The sequence below is a fragment of the Terrisporobacter othiniensis genome, from assembly GCF_000808015.1.
In the GTDB taxonomy this organism is placed as follows: domain Bacteria; phylum Bacillota; class Clostridia; order Peptostreptococcales; family Peptostreptococcaceae; genus Terrisporobacter; species Terrisporobacter muris.
This window is the reverse complement of sequence record NZ_JWHR01000092.1, coordinates 1-23,351: the sequence shown is the minus strand read 5'-3', so window position 1 is coordinate 23,351 and position 23,351 is coordinate 1. Positions and strand designations below refer to the sequence as shown.

The window sequence follows — 23,351 nt, the reverse complement described above, 5'->3', positions numbered from 1 at the left end:
TTTACCAATTTAATAATATTTGTAAATATTATTGATATAATTATAAATATCAAATTAAATATAACATAAAAAATTGGAGGAATCATTATGAATAAGAAAAAACTCCCAGTAATTATAGTTATTGTTATATTATTTTCTCTTTTTATGATAATTACAAATAAAAAAGAAGATAAATATTCAAGTACATATTATAATTTAGGAACTATAAATGAAATAACCTTATATGATATTACAAAAAAAGATGGAGATAGAATATTAAAAGAATGTGAAGCAATTTTAAAAGATATAGATAATAAAATGAGTTCTCAGATAACTTCCAGTGAAATATCTAAAATAAATAACAAGGCCGGAGATGCTTATGTAAAAGTATCTTCTGATACTTATTACGTTATAAAGGAATCTATAAACTTTTCTAGCCTGTCTAACGACACTTTCGACATTAGTGTAGGTCCTATAATTGATTTGTGGGCAATAGGCACAGAAAACGCAAAAATACCTGCTGAAAAAGAAATTAAAGATAAGCTATCTTTAGTTAATTACAAAGATATACTTTTAGATGACGATAATAACTCTGTAAAACTAGCTAAAAAAAATATGAAAATTGATTTAGGTGGTATTGCTAAAGGTTATGCCGCAGACAAAATATATGAATATTTAAAAGAAGAAAAATTAGAAAGAGCTTTAATAAACTTAGGTGGTAATATTTATGTTCTTGGAAACAAAGAAAACAATCAACCTTTCTCTATAGGAATTCAAGACCCAACTAAACCTCGTGGTAATTCCATTGGAAATGTTAAAGTTTCAAATAAATCTGTTGTTACGTCTGGAATTTATGAAAGATATTTAGAAAAAAATAATAAAATTTATCATCATATGCTGGATCCACACACTGGATACCCTTTTAACAATAATTTAAGTAGTGTTACTATTGTTTCTGATAAATCAATTATTTGCGACGCCTTATCTACTACAACCTTCGGTCTAGGTGTTGAAAATGGTCTAAATTTAGTTGAAAGTTTAGATGGTGTTGATGCTATTTTTATTACAAAGGATAAAAAAATATACCTAAGTAATAATTTGAAAAATAAATTCAATTTAACTGATAATAATTTTACTATTGTTAGTAAATAATAATCCTCATAAAAAATTTGCTTTGCTTGAACCAACTATCTTGTTCATATAAGCAAAGCAAAATTTTTACTTTACGCATATTAGATTTTTCATTTCTTCAAACTTTTTATCTCCTATTCCATTTACATTTTTAATTTCTTCAATAGATTTAAACTCTCCATTCTCACTTCTATGGTTTACTATTTTATTTGCTGTAGCTTCTCCTACTCCAGGTAGTTTATCAAGTTCTTCTATGGTAGCGGTATTTATATTTATTTGAGATGTTTTTGATGATTCAGCTTGATTAAAATTCCCCTCGCTTACAACCTCAGATGCGCTATCTTTAACTACCTCTCCTATTCTAGGGACTATATAATGCATTTCATCCTGTAATTTAATAGCCATATTTATACCATTTAAATCTGCTTTTTTAGTTGTTCCACCAACTTTTTCTACAGCTTTAGCAAGTCTATCGCCCTCATTTAAAGTCACTATTCCAGGTTTATTTACTGCACCACTAACATATACTGTTATTTTTTTATCAGTAATATTATTTTCTTCTTTTTTAATTTCTTGTTCTTCCATACTTTCATCTGATGATTTTTCTTCTTCTGTTAAAACATATATATCATCTTTAGATTCAAGTTTATCCTTGATAACTAGCCCTATTGGGCATATGAATAATATTAATATAAAAATAATTATTTTCTTCTTATTCACTATTTTTATCCCTCCTCAATTTAATTATTAACAAAAATATGATATACTAAAATACAAGATTAAAATTGGGAGGTTACCTATGAAAAAGTTTTTATCTTTTTTACTAGTATTTATTCTTTCTATAACAACTTTTTCAGGTCCAATTTCTGCATTTGCTGATAACAAGGATCTATCTATTTCTTCACCTAATTCAGTAGTATTAGACTACGAAACAGGTAAAGTACTTTACGAGAAGAATGGGAATAAAAAAATATATCCAGCATCAACAACAAAAATATGGACTGCTTATTTAGTTATAAAAAATGTAAAAAATTTGGATGATCCTGTTGAGATTCATAAGGATCCTTCTGTAGATGGTTCAAGTATGTATTTAGAAAAAGGGGAAATATTTACAGTTAGGGAATTATTACAAGGATTACTAATACATTCATCAAACGATGCTGCTGAAGTATTAGCTGAATATGTATCAAAATCTACGAAAACTTTTGCAGACTTAATGAACAAAGAAGCAAAGGCAATAGGAGCAAAAAATACTCATTTTAATAATCCTCATGGATTACCCGACAAAGAGCATTATACAACAGCTTATGATATGGCTTTAATGGCAAGGGAAGCTATGAGTAATGAGCTTATTAGAGAGATAGTTAGCACAAAATCAATAACGTTTGAAATGAATGATACACCTACTAGTAAACGTTTTATAAAAAGAACTTTCTTTAATACAAATAAGTTTTTAACTTCAACTGAAAAAATTCAATACAAAGGAAAGTCTGTAGATATAAAATACGATATAGTAGATGGAATAAAAACAGGTTATACTGATGATGCTGGAAGATGCTTATTGTCAAGTGCTGTGAAAAACGGTATGAGAGTTATCTCTGCAGTATTCAAAGATTTTGGTACAGATGTATATGTAGATTCTAGAACCCTTATAGATTATGCATTTGATAATTATTATAACCAAACAATAATCAACAAATCTGATTATACTAGGAGTAAAAGAGTTCTATTTACAAAAGAAAAAGAGCTACTTTATGAACCTGAATTCAACTATAAAATCGTTTTAGAAAAAGGTAGTAAGGCTTCTGAGAATTATACTGCTAAAGTTAATTTAGACTATAACCTCCCTGTTAAAAAAGGTGATAAAGTAGGTACTCTAGATGTATATAACGAAAAAACTTTAGAAAAAACTATAAATTTAGTGGCAAAAAATAACTTAAATAGTGTCTTTGGATTTATTACAGAAAACACTATTGTAAAATATTCACTTAAAGTTGCTTTAGCTTTAATTACTTTATTTATTATTTTTATAATTTCTAGAATAATAAAGAAAAGACAAATCAGAAAAAGAAAATCGAATACTTTCCGTAGAAAATAAAAAAATAAGATGGATAATCCATCTTATTTTTTATTTTAAATTTTTCTTTATACCTTTGTTTAATATATTTTCATAATCAATGAAGTCATATATTTCTTTATCAAAAACTTTTGAAAAACTATTTAATTCTTCTAGAGATAAATCTTCTATGGTTTTATTGTTATCTTCACAATAAATTACGATTTGCCCTACAATCCCATGAGCATCTCTAAAAGGTACATTTTTATTTACTAAGTAATCTGCTACCTCTGTAGCGTTTAAGAATCCACCTTTAACAGCTTTTTTCATATTATCTTCTTTAAGCTTTAATGTAGCTATCATTCTTTCCATTATTTGAAGACACATAGAAAGTGTATTTACACTATCAAAAAAACCTTCTTTGTCTTCTTGCATATCTTTATTATAAGCTAGCGGTAGTCCCTTCATAACAGTTAATAATGAAATTAAATTTCCATATACTCTTCCTGTTTTTCCTCTTATTAATTCTGCACCATCTGGATTTTTCTTTTGTGGCATTATTGAACTACCAGTAGAATATAAATCATCTAATTCAATAAATTTAAACTCTTGAGAGCTCCAAATTATTAGTTCTTCACTAAGTCTACTTAGATGCATCATTATTATAGAAAAGTCACTCATAAGCTCCAATAAATAATCTCTGTCGCTTACACCATCCATAAAATTATCCATAGGCTTTTTGAATCCTAATTTTTCACAAGTAACATTTCTATCAATATTATGAGTAGTTCCAGCCAAAGCCCCACATCCTAAAGGAGATTCATCTAAAATTTCCAAAGCATTATTTAATCTCTTACTATCTCTATCCAACATACTATAGTATGCCATAAGATGATGTTTAAAAGTAACTACTTGAGCTCTTTGCAAATGAGTATAACCTGGCATAATAATAGGATTATTATCCGCTACTTCCTTAAGAGTATCTTTTAGATTTTCCACATAAGAAATAATTTCTTTACACTTTTCCTTTGCAAATAATCTCATGTCTACAGCTACCTGATCATTTCTACTTCTTCCAGTATGTAGTTTTTTACCCACATCTCCTACTCTTTTAATTAAGTTAATCTCTATGAAACTATGAATATCTTCATAATTTCCAATAAGAGACAAGTTCCCATCTTCAATATCTTTTTCTATAGATTTCAAACCTTCAATTATTATTTTACCTTCTTCTTCAGTTAACAAATTAACTTTCACTTGCATATAAACATGGGCTAAACTTCCCTCAATATCTTTTTTGTATAAGATTGAATCAAAGCCAAATGATTTATTAAATTCCTCCATTAACTTATTTTCTTCACTTCTAAAACGTCCTCCCCAAAGTTTCATTCATTTTCCCCCTTTAATACATGAAATTTCACATTAGTTTATATTTCTTATAATAGTATCATAAGTCTTATCTACGCACTAACAACTTTTTGTAAAACTAAACTATTAATAGCTTTTGCTACTCCACTCTCTCCATTTCTACTAGTAACATGATTAGCAATTTTTTTCACTTCTTCCTCTGCATTTCCCATTGCTACACCAGTTCCTGCAAATTCTATCATAGACAAATCATTGTAGTTATCTCCAAATGCTATAATACTTTCTCTATCTATTCCTAATAAATCCGATAGATACTCTATAGCCTTTCCTTTATGACTACCTTCGCTCATTATTTCTAAATTATTTTTCCATGATGATGTAATTTCTATTTTTTTTATGGATGTTAAATCAACTCTAGCTTGATCTAATAATTCTGTTTTTTCCATTTCCATAATATTAAACTTTAACACACTGCTATTTTTAATATCTTCTCTTAAATCTTTTTTAAATATTATTTCAGTCTTATCAGAGAAATTTTTTGCAATAAATTCTTTCATAAATATCATTTCTTCTTCAGTTTCATATTTTTGAAGTATTTTCTCATCTGTATAAATCTGATATCTAAGGTTATATCCATCTATAATATCCATTATTTTCAAACATATATCTCTATCTATAAAATTTGAATATAAAACTTTATTTGTGATTGGATGCTTAATTATAGATCCATTAGAGGATATTATAGGCATTACCTCCTCTAGAAAGTTTACATGATCTTTAGCTGAGTCATGAAATCTTCCTGTTGCAAAAACTACTTTAATCCCCATTTTTTCTGCTTCTTTCAAAGCATTCTTATTTTCATCTGTAATTTGATGATTTTCTCCTAAAACAGTTCCATCCATATCTGTCACTATTAATTTATAATTCTTCATAATAACTTTACCTCTTTTTTATTTAGTTATGTTATATTTTATCATATAAATAAAAAACCTTGAAATTAAAAAATATAGTATAAATATAAAATAATTTATACTATATTTTTATTAAGCTTAATTTGTTATTTCATCTTCATTTGTAACAACTTCTAGCTCTAATAAACCTAGCTTTTTAGCTAATAATTTCGTTGTACTTCCTTGTAATATAAGTGTAATTAATATAGTCATAAATACTATAGATGATATTATTTCACTCCCCGGAACTTTCATTGACGTAATTATTCCACAAAGAGCTGCTGGTATAACTCCCGTCTCTCTTACCCACATCATAAATAATATTTGCTTTTTATTCCACTTAGCCTTTCTGTCTACCAATGTACAAACTAGCACACATACAGGTCTTACTATAAATATCAACCCTAAAACAGATAATAGTGAAGGTATAAAATATTTAAATAATTCACTAAGTTGAACTTGGCTACCTAAGATTATAAATATACACATTCTACAAATTGTACCTACAGTTTCTACCACGTTACAATCAGCATCATAATGCTTTTGGCTAAGCCACATTTTAAAATTCTGTTTATTACCTGTAACCAAACCTACTATAAAACATGACATATATCCACTTCCACCTAAGTAAGTAGAAAGTTCATATGCTATTATTACTGATAAGATTGATATTATAGGTGTATAATCTTTAAATATCCCTTTTGGGCTATCATTAACTAAAAATAATAAAACTAATCCTGTAATTAAACCTACAATTACTCCAACGATAACCATAATACAAAGATTGTATATATTTTCTTCCATAGAAAAATGTCCACCCATAATTATAGACAATATGGCAACTGTCATTATAGCTCCTGTGGCATCATTTAGCGCTGATTCGCTAATTACAGTTTGTTTAACTTTTTTATCTATTTTAACTTGATTAAATATTGGTACAATTGTTGCTGGATCTGTAGATGCGATTATTGATCCTGCCAAAAGGCATGTCATAAAGCCAATTTGAAAATTAAACCCTACAATTTTAGCCATAAAAAAGGATGATATTACTACCCCTAAGGTCGATAAAAGAAATACTGATATTTTAACGTTTTTCAGCACCTTCAAACTTACTTCTTTTCCACCTAAATATAAAATAAATGCAGATCCAAATGTTAATATCAATTGATTTTCCAATTGAAATTGAGAAATATCAATAACTTTAAGAACTGATGGTCCCAATAAAATACCTACTATTAAAAACAGCACTACGTCTGGTATATTTATTAACTCACTCCCTTTACTGCATATAATCCCAGTAATTGCTATAGTGGCAAATAAAATTAATAACTTATTACATGCTATTGCATGAATGGATGTTTCCATACCCCCATCTCCTTTTTCATATCTCTTAACAAACTAATGCTTTTATATAGTATTAATTATAAATAAAAAATGACCATCTGTGATGGTCATTTTTGTTAAATTTATGTTATATTTTTTATTATTCAACAACTGCTATTACTTCTATTTCAACTTTAACGTCTTTTGGTAATCTAGCAACTTCAACACAAGCTCTAGCTGGTTTGTTTTCACCGAAGAATTCAGCATATATTTCATTTATTTGAGCAAATTCATTCATATCTTTTATGAATACTGTAGTTTTAACTACATCTGAGAAGTCAGCTCCAGCTTCTTTTAATATATTTTGTACATTTGTTAATGATTGTCTAGTTTGAGCTTGAACATCTCCTTCAACTATTTCCATTGTTTCTGGTACAAAAGGAACTTGTCCTGATACGAATAATAAATTTCCAGCTTTAACTGCTTGAGAGTATGGTCCTATTGCAGCTGGTGCATTGTTAGTATGTATAACTTGATGTTTCATGTTTTTTACCTCCTAAAAAATATAATGATTAAAAACATTTTCCTCTACTATTATACTACCCATAAAAAGAATTGTATATATTATTTTTATAATTATTTTGTTTAATAAAGAAAAATAGAGCTAATGATTTATTTTTAGCTCTATTTCTTCTTATAAGTCTATATAATATAAAGTAGATTTTATTTAACAACTATATTTACTAATTTTTTAGGAACAGCAATAACTTTTACTACATTTTTTCCTTCTATTGCAGCTTTAACTTTTGCATCTTCTAAAGCCATTTTTTCCATATCTTCTCTTGATATGTTAGCATCCATAGCTACTTTTGCTCTTAATTTCCCATTAACTTGAACTATTACTTCTACTTCATCTTGAACTAAAGCTTTTTCATCGTATTTAGGCCAGCTTATGTCAAATACGCTACCTTCTTTACCTATCATAGTCCATAATTCTTCACCTAAGTGAGGAGTAAATGGTGCAAGTATAGTTACTATTGTCTCAATACCTTCTCTGATTATTCCATCATTTCTAGTATCTAATTCTTTATATTTGTACATTTCATTTATTAATTCCATTAATGCCGCTATTGCAGTATTAAATCCAAATTTTTCACTTAAATCAGCAGTAACTTTCTTAAGTGTTGAATGTATTACAAGTCTCATTGCTTTATCTTCTTTAGTTACAGCTTTAACTTCTGCATTTGAATTAGCTATTTCAGCTAATTCATCAACTAATCTATAAACTCTGTTTAAGAATCTGAAGCATCCTTCAACACCTTGTTCTGACCAGTCTAAATCTCTTTCTGGTGGAGCTGCGAATAATACGAATAATCTAGCTGTATCTGCACCATATTTATTTATTATTTCTATTGGTGATACAGTGTTACCTTTAGATTTACTCATTTTACTTCCATCCATTAAAACCATACCTTGAGTAAGTAAGTTTTTAAATGGTTCATCAAAGTCTAACATACCCATTGATTTGAATGCTTTAACAAAGAATCTAGCATAAAGTAAATGCATTATAGCATGTTCTACCCCACCTATATATTGATCTACCGGCATCCATTTATTTACTAATTCCTTACTAAATGGTTCTTCAGTATTTTTAGGATCTATATATCTTAAGAAATACCAAGATGAATCTACAAATGTATCCATAGTATCAACTTCTCTTCTAGCTTCTTTTCCACAACATGGACAAGAAGTAGTTGCGAATTCTTTAGACGTAGTAAGTGGAGATTCTCCTTTTCCTGTGAATTCAACATCTGTAGGAAGTAATACTGGTAAATCTTTTTTATCTACTGGTACTATTCCACAATCATCACAGTAAACAACTGGTATTGGGCATCCCCAGTATCTTTGTCTAGATAATAACCAGTCTCTTAATCTATAGTTAGTACTCTTCTTACCTCTGTTGTCTTTAGCAAGTTTTTCAACTATTTTTTCAAAAGCTTCTGAAGCATCCATTCCATCGAATTCTTCTGAATTTATCATTTTATTATGTTCATCTATAACAGGTATTATATCTAAATTGTATTTTTCAGCAAATTCCTTATCTCTATCATCATGAGCTGGAACTGCCATTATTGCACCAGTACCATAATCAGCTAATACGTAGTTTGCTATCCAAACTGGTATCTTCTTACCGTTTACTGGATTTATAACATATTTACCTATGAACATACCTTCTTTTTCTACATCAGAAGCAGTTCTTTCTATTTCTGTCTTAGTGTGCATTTTGGCTATGAAAGCATTAACATCAGCTTCATATTCAGTTCCTACAACTAATTCTTGAACTAATTCACTTTCTGGAGCTAAAACCATGAAAGTAACACCATATGTAGTATCTGGTCTAGTAGTATAAACAGTCATAGATTTATCATTTCCATCTATATCAAATACTAACTCAGCACCATTAGATTTTCCAATCCAGTTTCTTTGCATTGTTTTAACTTTTTCTGGCCATCCATCTAAAGTATCTAAGTCATTTAATAATTCTTCAGCAAATGCAGTAGTTTTAAAGTACCATTGTTCTAAGTCTTTTTTTACAACTACGCTATCGCATCTATCGCAAAGTCCTCCAACAACTTGCTCATTAGCAAGAACTGTCTCACAAGACGGACACCAGTTAACGAAAGATTTTTTCTTATAAGCAAGACCTGCTTCTAAGAATTTTAAGAATATTTCTTGTGTAAATCTATAGTATTCTGGAGTAGAAGTCGCTACTTCTCTTTCCCAGTCATAACTTAATCCTAATAATTTTAATTGACCTTTCATGTCTTCTATGTTCGCCATAGTCCATTTATGTGGATGTACTCCATGTTTTATAGCAGCATTTTCAGCTGGTAAACCAAATGAATCCCACCCCATTGGATGAAGTACATTGTACCCTTCCATTTTCTTGAATCTAGCGACTACGTCACCTATAGAGTAGTTTCTAACATGTCCCATATGTATATTTCCAGATGGGTAAGGGAACATCTCTAAAGTATAGTAATTTGGTTTTGAAGAATCTGTTGTGTCAGTTTTATATTGATTATTTTCTACCCATGTTTTTTGCCACTTGTCTTCAATCTTTTTAAAATTGTAAACGCTCATGCTTTACCTCCTAAGTATTTTCTGTAATAATTTCCATAATTATTATTTTGTCCAAATCAAGAAATTTTAGAATTTCTTAATTATATAAAAAATCCCCGTCCTAAACTTTACGTTTAGGGACGAGGATATATTTTCGCGGTACCACCCTAATTAGTTTACAAAAGTAAACTCTCTTAGATAGTCTTTATGCCAACTACGGCCAAATAATTTTATGTTAGCAAGTTCAAAAACAGTTTATGTTAGTTCACAGCTACCACTAACTCTCTGAAATAAACAAAATTTCCTACTACTCTAACTTATTTGATTTAAAGCTTTATTTTTCTATAATATTAACATCTTTATACTAAAGTGTCAACATCAACATATGGAGCATCTTTCCATAACTTTTCTAAATTATAAAATCCTCTATTTTCTTCGTCAAATACGTGAACCATTATATCACCATAATCTAGTAATACCCAAGTTTGAGTTTCGTATCCTTCTTTTGATCTTGGTTCTATCCCGTACTTAGTTAATTCATCTTGTACATTATCTGCTATTGCTTTAACTTGTCTTGTAGACCCAGCAGTTGCTATAACAAAATAATCACATAGAGAAGATACCTTCCCTATATTTATTATTGATATATCTTGACCTAATTTATCATCAATTGCATCATAAACAATCTTTGCCATTTGTTCAACAGTCATGTTAGTCATATTCCGTCTCCTTTCAATTTTAAAACTACCTAGTTATTATATCACAAATATTCATATTATTACTATTATATATACAAAATAAAAATTTGCTACACTCATATCGACAACGAGATATTCTCGTAATTGATTCAGACAACCTTCTTGTTCAAAAATTCACTCTATACATAGCAAATATATATTTATATTATATTTCTTAATATATAATTTCTTGCGCTTACAGTCCTTGGATGTATTAATTGATTATTATCTATTACAAATTTTATAGTATTATTGAAAGATAAAATTAAAGCTTCTTCTAACTTTCCACTAAAAGTTAGCTCTCTCAATTCTTCTACTCTTGGAAATTTTCTTCCTTCTTCTATTAAATCTGCCATATATATTATTTTTTCTAAAAGAGACATGTTTTCTCTACCCGTAGTATGATACTTAATTGCATTTATAATTTCTTCATCATCAATATTAAATACTTCTTTTGCTACATAAGAACCTATAATGCTGTGGGATAATGCTATATTATTCACTTCTAGAGAATCTAACTCTATGTTAAACTTTCTTACACAATCTTCAATTTGTTCATCTGTAAAATATTTAGCACAATCATGCACAAGTCCAGCAATCTCTGCCTTTTCCTTATCACATTTATATATTTCACTTAATTTCACTGCACACTTCGATACATTTAGAGAGTGTTCTAACCTTCTCTCAGGTAGCATTTTTTTTAATACGTTTTCTATTTCTTTATAATTCATTTACTCAACTCCAAAATTGTATAGGCCTTTTTCTTTTATGTATGCTTCCACATTTTCAGGTATTAAATATCTAACAGATTTTCCTAAGTTCAATTGATCTCTTATATATGTGGATGATATATCCAAAGAAGGTACATATACATTTATAATTTTTGCATTATATTTATTTTCCAATTTTTCTATATAATCTTGAGCTCTAAGCAGACTTATCCCCGGTCTTGTTGCTGCTATAAAGGTGGCTAGTTTGAAATTTTCAGCTACATCTTTCCAAGCTTCTATATCACATATGGCATCTGCTCCTGTAATAAAAAATAATTCACAAGTTGGATAAGTCTTTTTTAACTCTCTCAAAGTATCTATAGTATAAGTCTTTCCAACTTTCTCAATTTCCATATCAGAAACCACAAAATTTTCATTCTTCACAGTAGCAAGCACTACCATTTCATAACGATCTTTTTTATCAGTTATATTCCAAAATTTATGAGGAGGATTACCAGAAGGTATGAAAATAACTTTATCTAAATTATATTTGCCTCTTATAAATTCCACCGTTGCTAGATGAGCATAATGTATAGGGTCAAATGTCCCTCCTAATATTCCTATTCTTAAATTATGAGCACTGTCCCTAAATTCTGCCATTTTCTCATTATTTTTCAATATAGATTCAATAACTATATCCTCAATCCTCATTATTATTCTCCTTTTTACTCCCTTTTTTCTATAACAATTAAGTTTATAATATAAAAATTCCTTTTTTAGTATATAATCATAAATATATATTTTTATTAACTAAATTATCTATATTTATACTTTAATTGTAAAATTTATTCACTATATTAATATATATAATAATTTCAATCATATAACAAGTGATTTTTAACATTTATTTAACTTTAAACATTAAATTTAATCTAAAGGAGACTGAATATGTCTGTAATAACAAAAATCGAAGCTCAAAAAAAAAACCAGGATAGAGTAAATATTTATGTTGATGAAAAATTTTTCATGGCAATTTATAAAGAATTAGTATTTACTTTTAACTTAAAAAAAGGTGACAATATAGAAGAAGATAATCTTAGACAAATTTTAAAAGATGAAATGTTTTTAAAAGGTAAAAATAAAGCTTTAAATATTTTATCTAAAGCTAGTCAGTCTGAGAAAAAAATAAGAGAAAAATTATTAGATGATTTTGAAGGAGATGTTGTAGATGATATAATTGATTTTTTAAAGAAATATAATTTTATTAATGACAATGAATTGGCTTCTAAAATTGTAAATACTAATATAAATCTAAACAAATATGGAAAAAATAAAATAAAACAAAATCTTTATAATAAAGGTATTGAAAAATCTGCCATTGACGAAGCAATCTCTGAAATTGATGTAGATGCTGAATTTGAAAATGCTCTTTATTTGGCAGAAAAAAGATATGAACGAGTAAAAAATGAAGTTCCTAAAAAAGCTTATGCCAAAGTTGCCAATCACCTTGCTTATAAAGGCTTTAATTATGATATAATTAAAAGCGTATTAAATAAAATTTTTAAAAGTGATTATAATGATGATTATTAAGATATAAGTCTATATTATACTTTAGGAGGTACTATGAAAACTGTTATTGCCATACTTTGTGTACTATTATCAATTTATAATATTAAACAATTATACAAAGAAGATAGATAAAGGGAGATTATTTAATAATCTCTTTTTTAAATAAAATATATTTTATAATATATTTTGTTAAAACTATAATTAGTAATTGTTATTTTAAAATAAATATATATAAGGAGAATTTATATGATAGATTTAGTTTTGCTAGGATGTGGTGGTAATGTACCTATGCCTAATAGAAACCTTTCCTCTTTATTTATTAATTATAAAGGGAAAAAAATTTTAATAGACTGTGGCGAAGGAACTCAAGTATCAATGAGAATGAAAAATTGTGGTTTTAAAGGTATCGATTTGATTTTAATAACTCATCTTCATGGTGATCATATAATAGGTCTTATTGGTCTTCTATCTACTATGGGTAATAGTGGCAAAACTGAAGATTTAACTATTATTGGTCCTAATGGAATTATAGAAGCTATGAAGGCTATAAAAGTTCTTGTTGAATATTTACCTTATAACCTACATATAGTAGAAAATCCACAAGAAACTTTTGTACTAGAAAATCATCCTGTTTTTAAGGATTTAGAAGTCTCAACTCTAGAATTAGATCATTCTACTGAATGTTTAGGATATAGTTTATATTTTAAAAGAACTCCTAAATTTAATATGGAAAAAGCTAAATTAAATAATGTTCCTCAAGCCCTATGGAGTAGACTACAAAAGACTGATTCTGTTTTTTATGATAGAAAAATGTACACTTCAGATATGGTTTTTGGTGATAATAGAAAAGGTATTAAAATTAGTTTTGTTACAGATACTAGATTTTTACTTACTATACCTGACTTCATAGCTGACAGTGATTTATTCGTCTGTGAAGCCATGTATGGAGACGACATGGACATTTCAAAGGCTGTAAAAAACAAACATATGACTTTTACAGAGGCTGCTAGCTTAGCATCTTTGGGAAATGTCAAAAAACTACTCTTGACACACTTTAGTCCTTCTTTAGAAAATCCTAATAAATACTTAGAAAATGCTACAAGAATATTTCCAAATACTATAGTCGGAGAAGATAGGTTATCCTTATCTTTAAATTACGAAGATTAAAAATAGTGCTCAATATAATGAGCACTATTTTTATTGAATATTTTCTAATTCTAATACCTTATTTATACAAGGTTCTATTTTATGTATACCATACCTTATAGTATTATTCACCTCATATAGTCCCTAATTATACTTCCTCACCTTCTATATACTCAAGTATATCCCCTGGCTGACACTCTAAAACTTTACATATTTCATTTAGAGTTGTAAACCTAACAGCCTTAGCTCTATTATTTTTCAATATGGATAAATTAGCATTAGTAATATCTATCTTATCCGCTAAATCTTTCAGAGACATTTTTCTTTTTGCCATCATTACATCCAAGTTAACTATTATAGCCATAATTATCTCCTATACAGTAAATTCATTTTCCTCTTTTATTGTAATAGCTTGATCAAAAGCATCTGCTATTACAAAACATAAAAGACCTGCTATAAAATATATACACATGCTTGGCGTTATAAAAACTCCTGGAGCCAAATCTACAAATCTCATTCCACTAACACCATAAATTATACTAAAAACATAGTCTATGCCTAAGTTTATAAGTAATAAACAACCTATTCTTTTAAACTGCTTTACATTTGACTTTATAAATATGTTAACTTTAGAGCTACTTACTATTTCTAATAACGAAATAATCATCATAAAATATGTAATCCCTATTACAAATGCTCCAATTCCATGAACTATCGTATTTGTATCTTTAATATTATTAAAAATATATGGAATACCCATAATCACTGTCATTAAGAGAATCAATCCTAGCATGAAAAATATTACTATTAATGAAGTACTCAATACACTTTTTGTTTTTGTTGCATTTTTTAACATAATTTACACTCCCTTTTATTTTTATATTATTATAATAACAGGTTGTATATCGTTTTTCAATAAATTAATATTGAATTTTAATATATTTTTATCATAAAAGATTAATACATTAAATTTTCAACAAAGAAAAAAGAAAGGCTTAATCATCTGCCTTTCCTTATTTTTACTGTTCATCTGATTTTATTGCAATCCATGCTTTATCATACATTTTTTTTACATCTAATGGGAAATCTTTGTAAATTTCACATATATTCATTATTTCTGTAGGCATATATGCATTTGGATTATTTCTAACACTTTCTGGTTGTTCTTTTCTTGCCTCTTTGTTAGGAGTTGTATATCCTATTTCATCAGCTATTCTAAGGGCACTTTTCTTATCACTTACAAAGTTTATAAACTTTTCAGCACCTTCCACATTTTTAGCATTTTTAGGTATACATAAACTATCAATCCAGAAATTTGCACCTTCTTCAGGAACTACATAAACTAAATTTGGGTATTCGTCTTGTAAATTTAAACCTTCACCAGACCATATCATATTTATATCTGTTTCTCCTGCTGGAATCATAGTAGTACCATTATCTACACCATATAAAGGCTTAACTAATTTTCTTTGTTCTAGTAGCAATTCTTTTGCTTCGTCTATTTCTTTTTGATTAGTTGAGTTTAAAGAATAACCTAATTTTTTTAGTGCTACACCTATAGTGTCTCTATATGTATCAAACATAAATATTCTATCTTTATACTTTTCATTCCATAGTATATCCCAACTATTCACTTCTTCTTTTACTACATCTTTATTATATATAAGCCCTACTGTTCCAAACATATATGGTACTGAGTATTTATTCCCTGGGTCTATTTCTAGGTCTAAGTATTCTTCATCCATTTGAGATATGTTAGGTATGTTATCCTTATTTATTTCTTGGATAAGCTTTTGATCTATCATCCTTGGCATCAAAGCATCTGATACTAAAACAACATCGTACTTACCTGCTCCACTTTTAATTTTCGAATACATAGCTTCCATATCATCAAAAGTTTCAATATTAACCTTAATATTATATTTTTGTTCAAATTCTTTTACTGTTTCATCGTCTATATTTTCTCCATAGTTATAGAAATTAATTTCTTGAGTGCTTTGTTTATTACTACATCCTACAAAAAAAATACCCATAATGACTATACAAATTGATAAGCTAAATAATTTAATTAGTTTCTTCATACTTCACTCCCTAACATTTTTTATTTTAATATTTAATATTCTTTTGGATTATACCATTATTTTTTTAATTAGTCTAATTTAATAAAACACACAATACCTCATAGTATAATTTATGATTTATTTGTATATCACATTCTACAATATAATCATTTTTTCATTTTTATATCTTTACACAAAAAAAGCGAACTTAATTTAAGCTCGCCTTTTAGCAACTATTATCTTCTTTGAGATCTCTTAGTTGGTTTTCCTTTTTTAGTCATACCTTCTTCTGTTACTTTTTTAACTGAAGCTTTTTGACCTGGGAATAATATTTTTGGTTCTTTTACATTCTTTCTATATAATGTAAATTTAAAACCTATAGCTTGAACGAACTCAGCTCTTAATGCTTTACATATAGCATTCGCTGCTTCTTTAGTATCTATCCCTGCTGTTTCAAGTATAGTTACTTTAACTAATTCTCTTGAGTCAAGCATTGCATCTAATTGCTCTAAGAAACTTTCTGTTACACCCTCTTTTCCTATTTGAGTTATAGGTTTTAAAGTGTTTGCTAAAGATCTTAAATATGCTCTTTGTCTTCCGTTTAACATATTGTCACCTCTTTTATATTAAATTTTAGTCATAGAATTCAAATTCTATATCGTATATCTTAACTGTATCTCCGTCTTCAATTCCCATATCTCTAAGTTTATCAAATACCCCCTCTGATTCCATAGTTTTTTGGAAGAATTGAATAGATTCCATATCTTCAAAGTTGACAGAGTACATAATTCTTCTAAGTGATTTACCTGTAACCACATATACTCCATCTTCTATTTCAACATTTAACCCTTCTTCTTCAGCTGAATCTAATTCTGGTACATATAATTCGTCTTCAGAAACAAGTTCTATATCTTCAGCATCTTTTAATATTTGAGAAACATAAGATATAACATCATCTACACCTTCTCTTGTAGCTGCAGACATTTTGAATACTTTATATCCTCTTTCTTCTAAAGTTACTTTGAACTCTTCAAAGACAGATTCATCTTCAAGTATATCTATTTTATTGGCTACTACAACTTGAGGCCTTGTAGCTAATTTTTCATTGTATAATTTAAGTTCATCATTTATATTATCAAAATCTTCTAAAGCATTTCTACCTTCTAGTCCTGAAATATCAACTATATGTATTAATACTTTAGTTCTTTCTACGTGTCTTAAGAAGTCATGACCAAGTCCAACTCCTTCAGCAGCACCTTCTATAAGTCCTGGTATATCAGCTAATACAAAACTATCTCCAAACTTAGTTTGAACCACACCAAGGTTTGGTGTTAATGTTGTAAAGTGATAGTTTGCTATTTTAGGTTTAGCAGCTGTAACTACTGATAAAAATGTAGATTTACCTACGTTAGGGAATCCTAATAATCCTACATCAGCTATCATTTTAAGCTCTAATATAACCCATCTTTCTTCACCATCAGTTCCTGATTTAGCAAAGTTAGGAGCTTGTCTTACTGCGTTGGCAAAATGTTGGTTTCCTTTTCCGCCTCTTCCACCTCTTGCAACTACAGCTCTATCTCCTTCTGCTTTTAAGTCAGCTATTATTTTATTAGTAGCTTCATCTCTTATTATTGTTCCAGCTGGTACTTTTAAAACTAAGTCTTCACCATTTTTTCCAGCTTGTCTTTTTTTACTTCCATCTCCACCTGGAGTAGCTACATATTTTCTTTGGTATTTAAAGTCCATTAGTGTTCTTAAGTCGTTATCAACTTCAAATATAACACTAGCGCCTCTTCCTCCGTCTCCACCATCTGGTCCACCTGCAGGAACATATTTTTCTCTTCTAAATGATACTGCACCGTTTCCACCATTCCCAGCTTTGACAAATATTCTTGCCTTATCTATAAACAAAAGTGGCACCTCCTATTAGAATTTGCATTCTATTCAAATTCTCATTATTTAAAAAGAAAAGGAGTGTAAATACACTCCTCTCCCTTTATTATTCAGCAACTTGTACTGGATATATACTTACTTTTTTTCTTTTTTTGTCTTTTCTTTCGAATTTAACAGTACCGTCTATTAATGCGAATAAAGTGTCATCTCCACCTTTACCTACATTAGTTCCTGGATGTATTTTAGTACCTCTTTGTCTTACTATTATACTACCAGCAGTAACTAGTTGTCCGTCATATCTTTTAACACCTAATCTTTTAGCGATTGAGTCTCTACCGTTTTTAGAAGACCCTACCCCTTTTTTAGATGCTAATAATTGTAAGTTCATGTTTAACATTTGGAGTCACCCCCTACTTTTTTAAGATTTTTATATTGTTTCGATAATCCTTTTGGATTGATTTCATTGTTAATTCAAAATGTTCTAGTAATAAATCAGTTTTTTCATTTAAACTTTCTTCGTGAACTAGACATTCAATAAAACCTTCTTGGCCTATTACAGAATCAAATTTTACTTTTGCTAATCTATCTAATGAATTGATAACTCCAATTGCATTAGAAGTCACTGCTGAACAAACAATATCTTGTCCTATTGGAGCAAAATCAGCATGTCCTTTTATTGTAAAACCTTTACGTCTGAAATCGTCTGTATAATGATATTTTATCTTTATCATTTCATTAACCTATTACTAAGCGTTTATTTTTTCAACAACTATCTTAGTGTATGGTTGACGATGACCTTGTTTTCTTCTGTAGTCTTTTTTAGCTTTATACTTGTAAACTACTATTTTCTTAGCTTTTCCTTGCTCTACTACTTTAGCAGTAACAGAAGCACCTTCTACAACTGGAGCTCCAACAACTAGTTCTCCTTCTGCATTAGTACAAGCTAATACTTCGTTTAAAGTTACTTCTTCACCAGCTTGTGCTTCTAACTTTTCAACGAATAATACATCACCTTCAGCAACTTTGTATTGCTTTCCACCTGTTTTAACTATAGCGTACATTAATATACACCTCCTCGGTCTAAGAACTCGCCATCAAGGTATTTCCAAAGGAAAATTTTCACCTTTTCTGTGCGGCATTACAGTTATAAATAATACTACTTATTGAACAAAATGTCAACTAGCTTACAAAAATAATTTTATATTTTTCATAAGCCACTTCTTTATTTTCTTTTAGTAAAATGTTCATTTCATATTTTTTACTTATTTTATTAATTAGGCCCATATAATTAACTTTAATTTTGTTAATTACTGAGGGGTTAAGTTCAACTGTTATATCATTATAGCATGTATGATATTTTATTCTACTTATTTCTTTTTCCAAATCATCCATAATATAGTTTATTGATTTTGTTGATGAATTTCCATTGCAAATACCACATTCATCTAAATAGTACTCACTTATTGAATTTCTTTCTCTTCGCCTTGCTACTTCCACAAGACCTAATCTTGTGAGTCCTAATACTTCAGATTTTCTTTTATCTTTTCCTAGATAATAGTTTAAAGATCTTAATAAGTTTTCCTTATTTTTCTTTTTAACCATATCAATAAAGTCAATTATGATTATTCCACCTATATCTCTAAGTTTTAACTGTCTAGCAATTTCTATACATGCTTCTTCATTAGTTTTATATACTGTGTCTTCTCTATTAGATATTCCAGTAAACTTCCCTGTATTAACATCTATTACAGTTAAAGCTTCTGTTTTTTCTATGATTAAATAACCACCACTTTTTAACCATACTTTTTTACCAAGTGCTTTATCTATTTGACTTTGTACTTTATATAAATCAAAAATATCTTGATTCTCTATTATTTTTAGTTTGTTTAAATAATCTTTATTAATAGTTTTTAAGATATTTTTTATTTCTTCGTATTTATTATTGTTATTTACTACAATTTCTGTAACATCTTCGTTTACATTATCTTTTATGTATTTAGTTGATGCATCTAACTCTTTGTATAGTAGTTTAGGTCCTATGCCTAACTTGAACTCTTTTGTAATAGAGTCATATTTTTCTTTTAATTCTATAAAATCTTTTTCTAATTCTTCTTCTCTACATCCAGCAGCTTCTGTTCTAATTATAATTCCACAATCTTTTCCCACAAGTTTTTTTACAATCTTTTTAAGTCTAAATCGTTCTTCTTCGTCTTGAAGCCTATTAGATATAGTTACTCTATCATTAGTTGGTATATAAACTAAATATCGACCTGATAGGCTCACTTCTAAATTTAACTTCGGTCCCTTTGTTCCCACTGCTTCTTTATTAATTTGAACCATAATATCCATACCAGATTTTATATTAGAATCTTTTTTTAGAGGAAGATAAGCTAGTTTTTCCATGCCTATATCTACAAAGCAGGCCTCTAAGCCTGCTTTTACATTTTTTACTATTCCTCTATATATGTTAGATACTAATTTATTTTTTTCATTTTCTTCTATTAATAATTCTACAAGTTTATCATCTTCAACTATGGCAGTTTTTTCTGATGATACTAAGGTTTCAATTATTATTTTTTTCATTATTATCCTCACTATAATGGAGTTACTAATTCTCCATCTACTATCTTATAAAGGTCTCTTCTTATTATTTCAACTTCTTTTGGATCCATATCTATATCTAATATTCCAAGTAGCACTGGTACAAATATATTAGTATTTAAGTTAGCTTTAGATCCTGTTGATATAATAGCTTCAAAAGTCGCTCTATTATCGTCTAATACAACTAGGTCAAAAGTTTTAATCATTGGTCTTATATCAACTTCTACCATCTTACCTTTTTTATTTTTCTTACTTATCATTATTGATTTACTTGTTATAAACTCAAATACTCTAGTTTTTACCAGTTCTTTGCTTAAAGGAGTTTCTAAATCTATGTTAAATAAATATTCTCCATATACTATTTCTTGTGCAAGAGCTGGCGTTTGTGGAGTTATTTCTTTTGCTTTTATAAATTCTAAACCTATTGGTAATTCTTCGTTTATTCTTTGTAAAAATTCTTCAACAGATATATCATCTTCTATTTCTATGTCTACATATTCTCCTTGACTTTCTGTTCCTAATGCTAAGGCATTAGCATAACTCATCTTTGGATGAGGGTTAAATCCTTGAGAATAAGATAAATTTATTTCTGCCCTTCTAAAAGCTCTTTGTAAAAGTCTTTGTAAGTCAAGATGAGATATAAATATCATATCATCTTCTTTTTTGTATTTAGCTCTAATCAACTTACTCATAATTAGCATAGCCCCCTTCCTAAATCAGTTGTATTTATCCCACAACCATTACATCTATGTCTACAGTCTGGTGTAACTGCATCTTCTTTCGCTTTATTATTTTCTCTTATTAGGAATTTCTTAGATACACCTACATCTATGTGGTCCCAAGCAAATACTTCATCGTAACTTCTTTCTCTGTGAGCATACCAACTTATATCTAATCCATTTTTCTCCATAGCTTCAGTCCATATATCTAAGTTAAAGTATTCTGACCATCCATCAAATTTAGCTCCAGCTTTGAAAGCGTCATAAATGACTTTACCTATTCTTCTATCACCTCTAGATATTACAGCTTCCATTAAGCTTGTTTTCGAATCATGATAGTTGTATCTTATATCTCTATTTTTTAGAGCTTTAACTAAATATTGTTGTTTTTCTCTTACTACATCACCTGTATCTTGTGGGTGCCATTGGAATGGAGTGAATGGCTTTGGAACAAATGTTGATGTACTTACTGTTACTCCGAATTTTCTTGATAGCTTTCCACCATGTACTTCTCTATAAGTATCTATAACATCGTAAGCTAAGTCTCTTATTCCATCTAAATCTTCATATCTTTCTGTTGGAAGACCAATCATGAAGTAAAGTTTTACGCTATGCCATCCCATTTCAAAAGCTTTTGTAGTAGCATTTTTTAAATCTTCTTCACTTACACCTTTGTTTATAACATCTCTCATTCTTTGAGTTCCTGCTTCTGGTGCAAATGTAAGACCTGATTTTCTAACTTGTTGTATTTTTTCCGCTATTTCCATTGTAAAGTTATCAAGTCTTAGTGATGGTAAAGATATACCTATATTTTTACTTGCATATTCTTCTATTAGAACATCTGTAAGTTCACTTAACTTAGAGTAATCACTAGTTGATAATGAAGATAATGATACTTCATCGTATCCAGTGCTCTTTATTAATTTATCTAAAGATGTTTTTAATGTCTCTATACTCTTTTCTCTTATAGGTCTATAAATCATCCCAGCTTGACAGAATCTGCATCCTCTAGTACATCCTCTGAACAATTCTAAAACTACTCTTTCATGAACAGTTTCTATATAAGGAACTATTAATGCTTCTGGATAAGGAACTTCATCCATATTTTTTATTATTCTTTTTCTTGGATGAGCTGGTACTCCTTCTCTATTTGGAACAGTTTCTTTTACTGTTTTATCTTCATTATATGTAACATCATAAAAACTTGGTATATAAACTCCTTCTATTTTTGATGCCATCATTAAAAAGTCTTCTCTAGTTGTTTTATTTTTCTTCCACTCTTTATATAGGTTTAACACTTCTAAGTTAACTTCTTCACCTTCACCAAGGATTACTATATCCACGAAGTCTGCCAAAGGTTCTGAATTGTAAGCACAAGGTCCTCCAACCATTATAAATGGATCGTCTAACTTTCTATCTTTTGCTAATACTTCAATTTTTCCTAAATCTAATATGTTTAATATATTTGTGTAAGAAAGTTCATATTGAAGAGTAAATGTAACAAAATCAAAGTTTGTTATAGGTTCTCTTGATTCTATTGCAAATAGAGGTATGTTTTTTTCTCTTAATATCTCCTCCATATCTATTGCTGGAGAGTAAACTCTTTCACAGTAAACATTTTCGTCACTGTTTAATACTCTATATAAGATTTGACTTCCCAAGTGACTCATCCCTACTTCGTATAAATCCGGGAAGCATTGTGCATATCTTATTAACCCCTCTTTGCTAGTATCTTTATGTATTGAATTTACTTCATTACCTAAATATCTAGCAGGCTTTTCTACTTTTTTTAAAATTTTTCTAAATTCTGCTTTATCCATCTAATATTGAAACCTCCGATAAACTAATTGTATTTCACATAAATTTTATTATACACTATAAAATATTTCGTATCAAAATTTTTTAATTTCAACCATATAATTACCTTATTACTTATATTATCGCGCTATTATTATTCATTATACTTATTTTAGAACAACTTTATCT

Annotated in this window: 24 protein-coding genes and 1 other annotated feature; of the genes, 4 read left to right on the top strand and 20 right to left on the bottom strand. The window is 28.6% G+C overall.

Annotated elements, in window-relative coordinates:
* The first annotated feature begins 87 nt into the window (after window positions 1–87).
* The gene (locus QX51_RS10135) at window positions 88–1,131 is read left to right on the top strand and encodes an FAD:protein FMN transferase (RefSeq protein ID WP_039679800.1); all 1,044 of its coding nucleotides are present in this window, start codon (window positions 88–90) and stop codon (window positions 1,129–1,131) included.
* A 66-nt stretch (window positions 1,132–1,197) separates the two neighbouring features.
* On the opposite strand, the gene QX51_RS10130 is transcribed toward QX51_RS10135, so the two are convergent.
* Window positions 1,198–1,830, bottom strand: a complete 633-nt coding sequence (locus tag QX51_RS10130) for a helix-hairpin-helix domain-containing protein (protein WP_039679799.1) — start codon at window positions 1,828–1,830, stop codon at window positions 1,198–1,200.
* Between the two features lie 79 nt (window positions 1,831–1,909).
* Between QX51_RS10130 and QX51_RS10125 the strand changes: the two genes are divergently transcribed.
* Entirely contained in the window at window positions 1,910–3,208 is a 1,299-nt protein-coding gene (locus tag QX51_RS10125; RefSeq protein ID WP_039679798.1) for a D-alanyl-D-alanine carboxypeptidase family protein, read from the top strand.
* A gap of 30 nt (window positions 3,209–3,238) precedes the next feature.
* Here the strand turns inward: QX51_RS10125 and argH are convergent, their stop codons facing one another.
* The 8 genes from argH to nadD all read right to left on the bottom strand — a co-directional run bounded on the left by argH (window position 3,239) and on the right by nadD (window position 12,088).
* The gene (argH, locus tag QX51_RS10120) at window positions 3,239–4,555 is read right to left on the bottom strand and encodes an argininosuccinate lyase (protein WP_039679797.1); all 1,317 of its coding nucleotides are present in this window, start codon (window positions 4,553–4,555) and stop codon (window positions 3,239–3,241) included.
* 71 nt (window positions 4,556–4,626) lie between these two features.
* Window positions 4,627–5,466 (bottom strand): Cof-type HAD-IIB family hydrolase, encoded by an 840-nt coding sequence (locus tag QX51_RS10115; protein ID WP_039679796.1) that lies wholly within the window; start codon window positions 5,464–5,466, stop codon window positions 4,627–4,629.
* Window positions 5,467–5,583: 117 nt separating this feature from the next.
* Window positions 5,584–6,849 (bottom strand): cation:proton antiporter, encoded by a 1,266-nt coding sequence (locus tag QX51_RS10110; RefSeq protein ID WP_039679795.1) that lies wholly within the window; start codon window positions 6,847–6,849, stop codon window positions 5,584–5,586.
* A 118-nt stretch (window positions 6,850–6,967) separates the two neighbouring features.
* Window positions 6,968–7,351, bottom strand: a complete 384-nt coding sequence (locus QX51_RS10105) for a RidA family protein (RefSeq protein WP_039679794.1) — start codon at window positions 7,349–7,351, stop codon at window positions 6,968–6,970.
* A gap of 179 nt (window positions 7,352–7,530) precedes the next feature.
* Window positions 7,531–9,951 (bottom strand): leucine--tRNA ligase, encoded by a 2,421-nt coding sequence (gene leuS / locus QX51_RS10100; protein ID WP_039679793.1) that lies wholly within the window; start codon window positions 9,949–9,951, stop codon window positions 7,531–7,533.
* A gap of 112 nt (window positions 9,952–10,063) precedes the next feature.
* Window positions 10,064–10,253: a binding site (T-box leader), on the bottom strand.
* A gap of 36 nt (window positions 10,254–10,289) precedes the next feature.
* Window positions 10,290–10,640, bottom strand: a complete 351-nt coding sequence (gene rsfS / locus QX51_RS10095) for a ribosome silencing factor (RefSeq protein WP_039679802.1) — start codon at window positions 10,638–10,640, stop codon at window positions 10,290–10,292.
* 188 nt (window positions 10,641–10,828) lie between these two features.
* Window positions 10,829–11,398, bottom strand: a complete 570-nt coding sequence (gene yqeK, locus QX51_RS10090) for a bis(5'-nucleosyl)-tetraphosphatase (symmetrical) YqeK (protein ID WP_039679792.1) — start codon at window positions 11,396–11,398, stop codon at window positions 10,829–10,831.
* The gene (gene nadD, locus QX51_RS10085; protein ID WP_139044981.1) at window positions 11,399–12,088 is read right to left on the bottom strand and encodes a nicotinate-nucleotide adenylyltransferase; all 690 of its coding nucleotides are present in this window, start codon (window positions 12,086–12,088) and stop codon (window positions 11,399–11,401) included.
* 237 nt (window positions 12,089–12,325) lie between these two features.
* Here nadD and recX point away from each other — a divergent pair, with 237 nt between their 5' ends.
* Window positions 12,326–12,967, top strand: a complete 642-nt coding sequence (gene recX / locus QX51_RS10080) for a recombination regulator RecX (protein ID WP_039679791.1) — start codon at window positions 12,326–12,328, stop codon at window positions 12,965–12,967.
* Between the two features lie 225 nt (window positions 12,968–13,192).
* Window positions 13,193–14,113: a ribonuclease Z gene (locus QX51_RS10075; protein ID WP_039679790.1), complete on the top strand. Its 921-nt coding sequence runs from the start codon at window positions 13,193–13,195 to the stop codon at window positions 14,111–14,113.
* Between the two features lie 127 nt (window positions 14,114–14,240).
* Here QX51_RS10075 and QX51_RS10070 read toward each other — a convergent pair whose 3' ends face one another.
* From QX51_RS10070 to QX51_RS10020, 11 genes are all read right to left on the bottom strand, one after another.
* Window positions 14,241–14,456 (bottom strand): helix-turn-helix domain-containing protein, encoded by a 216-nt coding sequence (locus QX51_RS10070; RefSeq protein ID WP_039679789.1) that lies wholly within the window; start codon window positions 14,454–14,456, stop codon window positions 14,241–14,243.
* A gap of 9 nt (window positions 14,457–14,465) precedes the next feature.
* Entirely contained in the window at window positions 14,466–14,948 is a 483-nt protein-coding gene (locus QX51_RS10065; protein WP_039679788.1) for a DUF2975 domain-containing protein, read from the bottom strand.
* Between the two features lie 163 nt (window positions 14,949–15,111).
* Window positions 15,112–16,173 carry an ABC transporter substrate-binding protein gene (locus QX51_RS10060; RefSeq protein ID WP_039679787.1) on the bottom strand — a complete coding sequence of 354 codons (1,062 nt, stop codon included), beginning with the start codon at window positions 16,171–16,173 and terminating at the stop codon, window positions 15,112–15,114.
* Window positions 16,174–16,388: 215 nt separating this feature from the next.
* Window positions 16,389–16,760, bottom strand: coding sequence for a YhbY family RNA-binding protein (locus QX51_RS10055; RefSeq protein ID WP_039679786.1), 372 nt, complete (start codon window positions 16,758–16,760; stop codon window positions 16,389–16,391).
* Between the two features lie 25 nt (window positions 16,761–16,785).
* Complete coding sequence (gene obgE, locus QX51_RS10050) at window positions 16,786–18,063, bottom strand: GTPase ObgE (RefSeq protein WP_039679785.1); 1,278 nt, start codon at window positions 18,061–18,063, stop codon at window positions 16,786–16,788.
* 88 nt (window positions 18,064–18,151) lie between these two features.
* Complete coding sequence (gene rpmA, locus QX51_RS10045) at window positions 18,152–18,442, bottom strand: 50S ribosomal protein L27 (protein WP_039679784.1); 291 nt, start codon at window positions 18,440–18,442, stop codon at window positions 18,152–18,154.
* A 13-nt stretch (window positions 18,443–18,455) separates the two neighbouring features.
* Window positions 18,456–18,776, bottom strand: coding sequence for a ribosomal-processing cysteine protease Prp (locus QX51_RS10040; RefSeq protein ID WP_039679783.1), 321 nt, complete (start codon window positions 18,774–18,776; stop codon window positions 18,456–18,458).
* 15 nt (window positions 18,777–18,791) lie between these two features.
* The gene (gene rplU, locus QX51_RS10035; protein ID WP_039679782.1) at window positions 18,792–19,106 is read right to left on the bottom strand and encodes a 50S ribosomal protein L21; all 315 of its coding nucleotides are present in this window, start codon (window positions 19,104–19,106) and stop codon (window positions 18,792–18,794) included.
* A 118-nt stretch (window positions 19,107–19,224) separates the two neighbouring features.
* A complete protein-coding gene (locus QX51_RS10030) occupies window positions 19,225–20,628 on the bottom strand; it encodes an Rne/Rng family ribonuclease (RefSeq protein WP_039679781.1) in 1,404 nt (467 codons plus the stop codon).
* A gap of 11 nt (window positions 20,629–20,639) precedes the next feature.
* A complete protein-coding gene (locus QX51_RS10025; RefSeq protein ID WP_039679780.1) occupies window positions 20,640–21,338 on the bottom strand; it encodes a TIGR03936 family radical SAM-associated protein in 699 nt (232 codons plus the stop codon).
* A gap of 2 nt (window positions 21,339–21,340) precedes the next feature.
* Window positions 21,341–23,185 (bottom strand): TIGR03960 family B12-binding radical SAM protein, encoded by a 1,845-nt coding sequence (locus QX51_RS10020; RefSeq protein ID WP_039679779.1) that lies wholly within the window; start codon window positions 23,183–23,185, stop codon window positions 21,341–21,343.
* Window positions 23,186–23,351 lie beyond the last annotated feature (166 nt).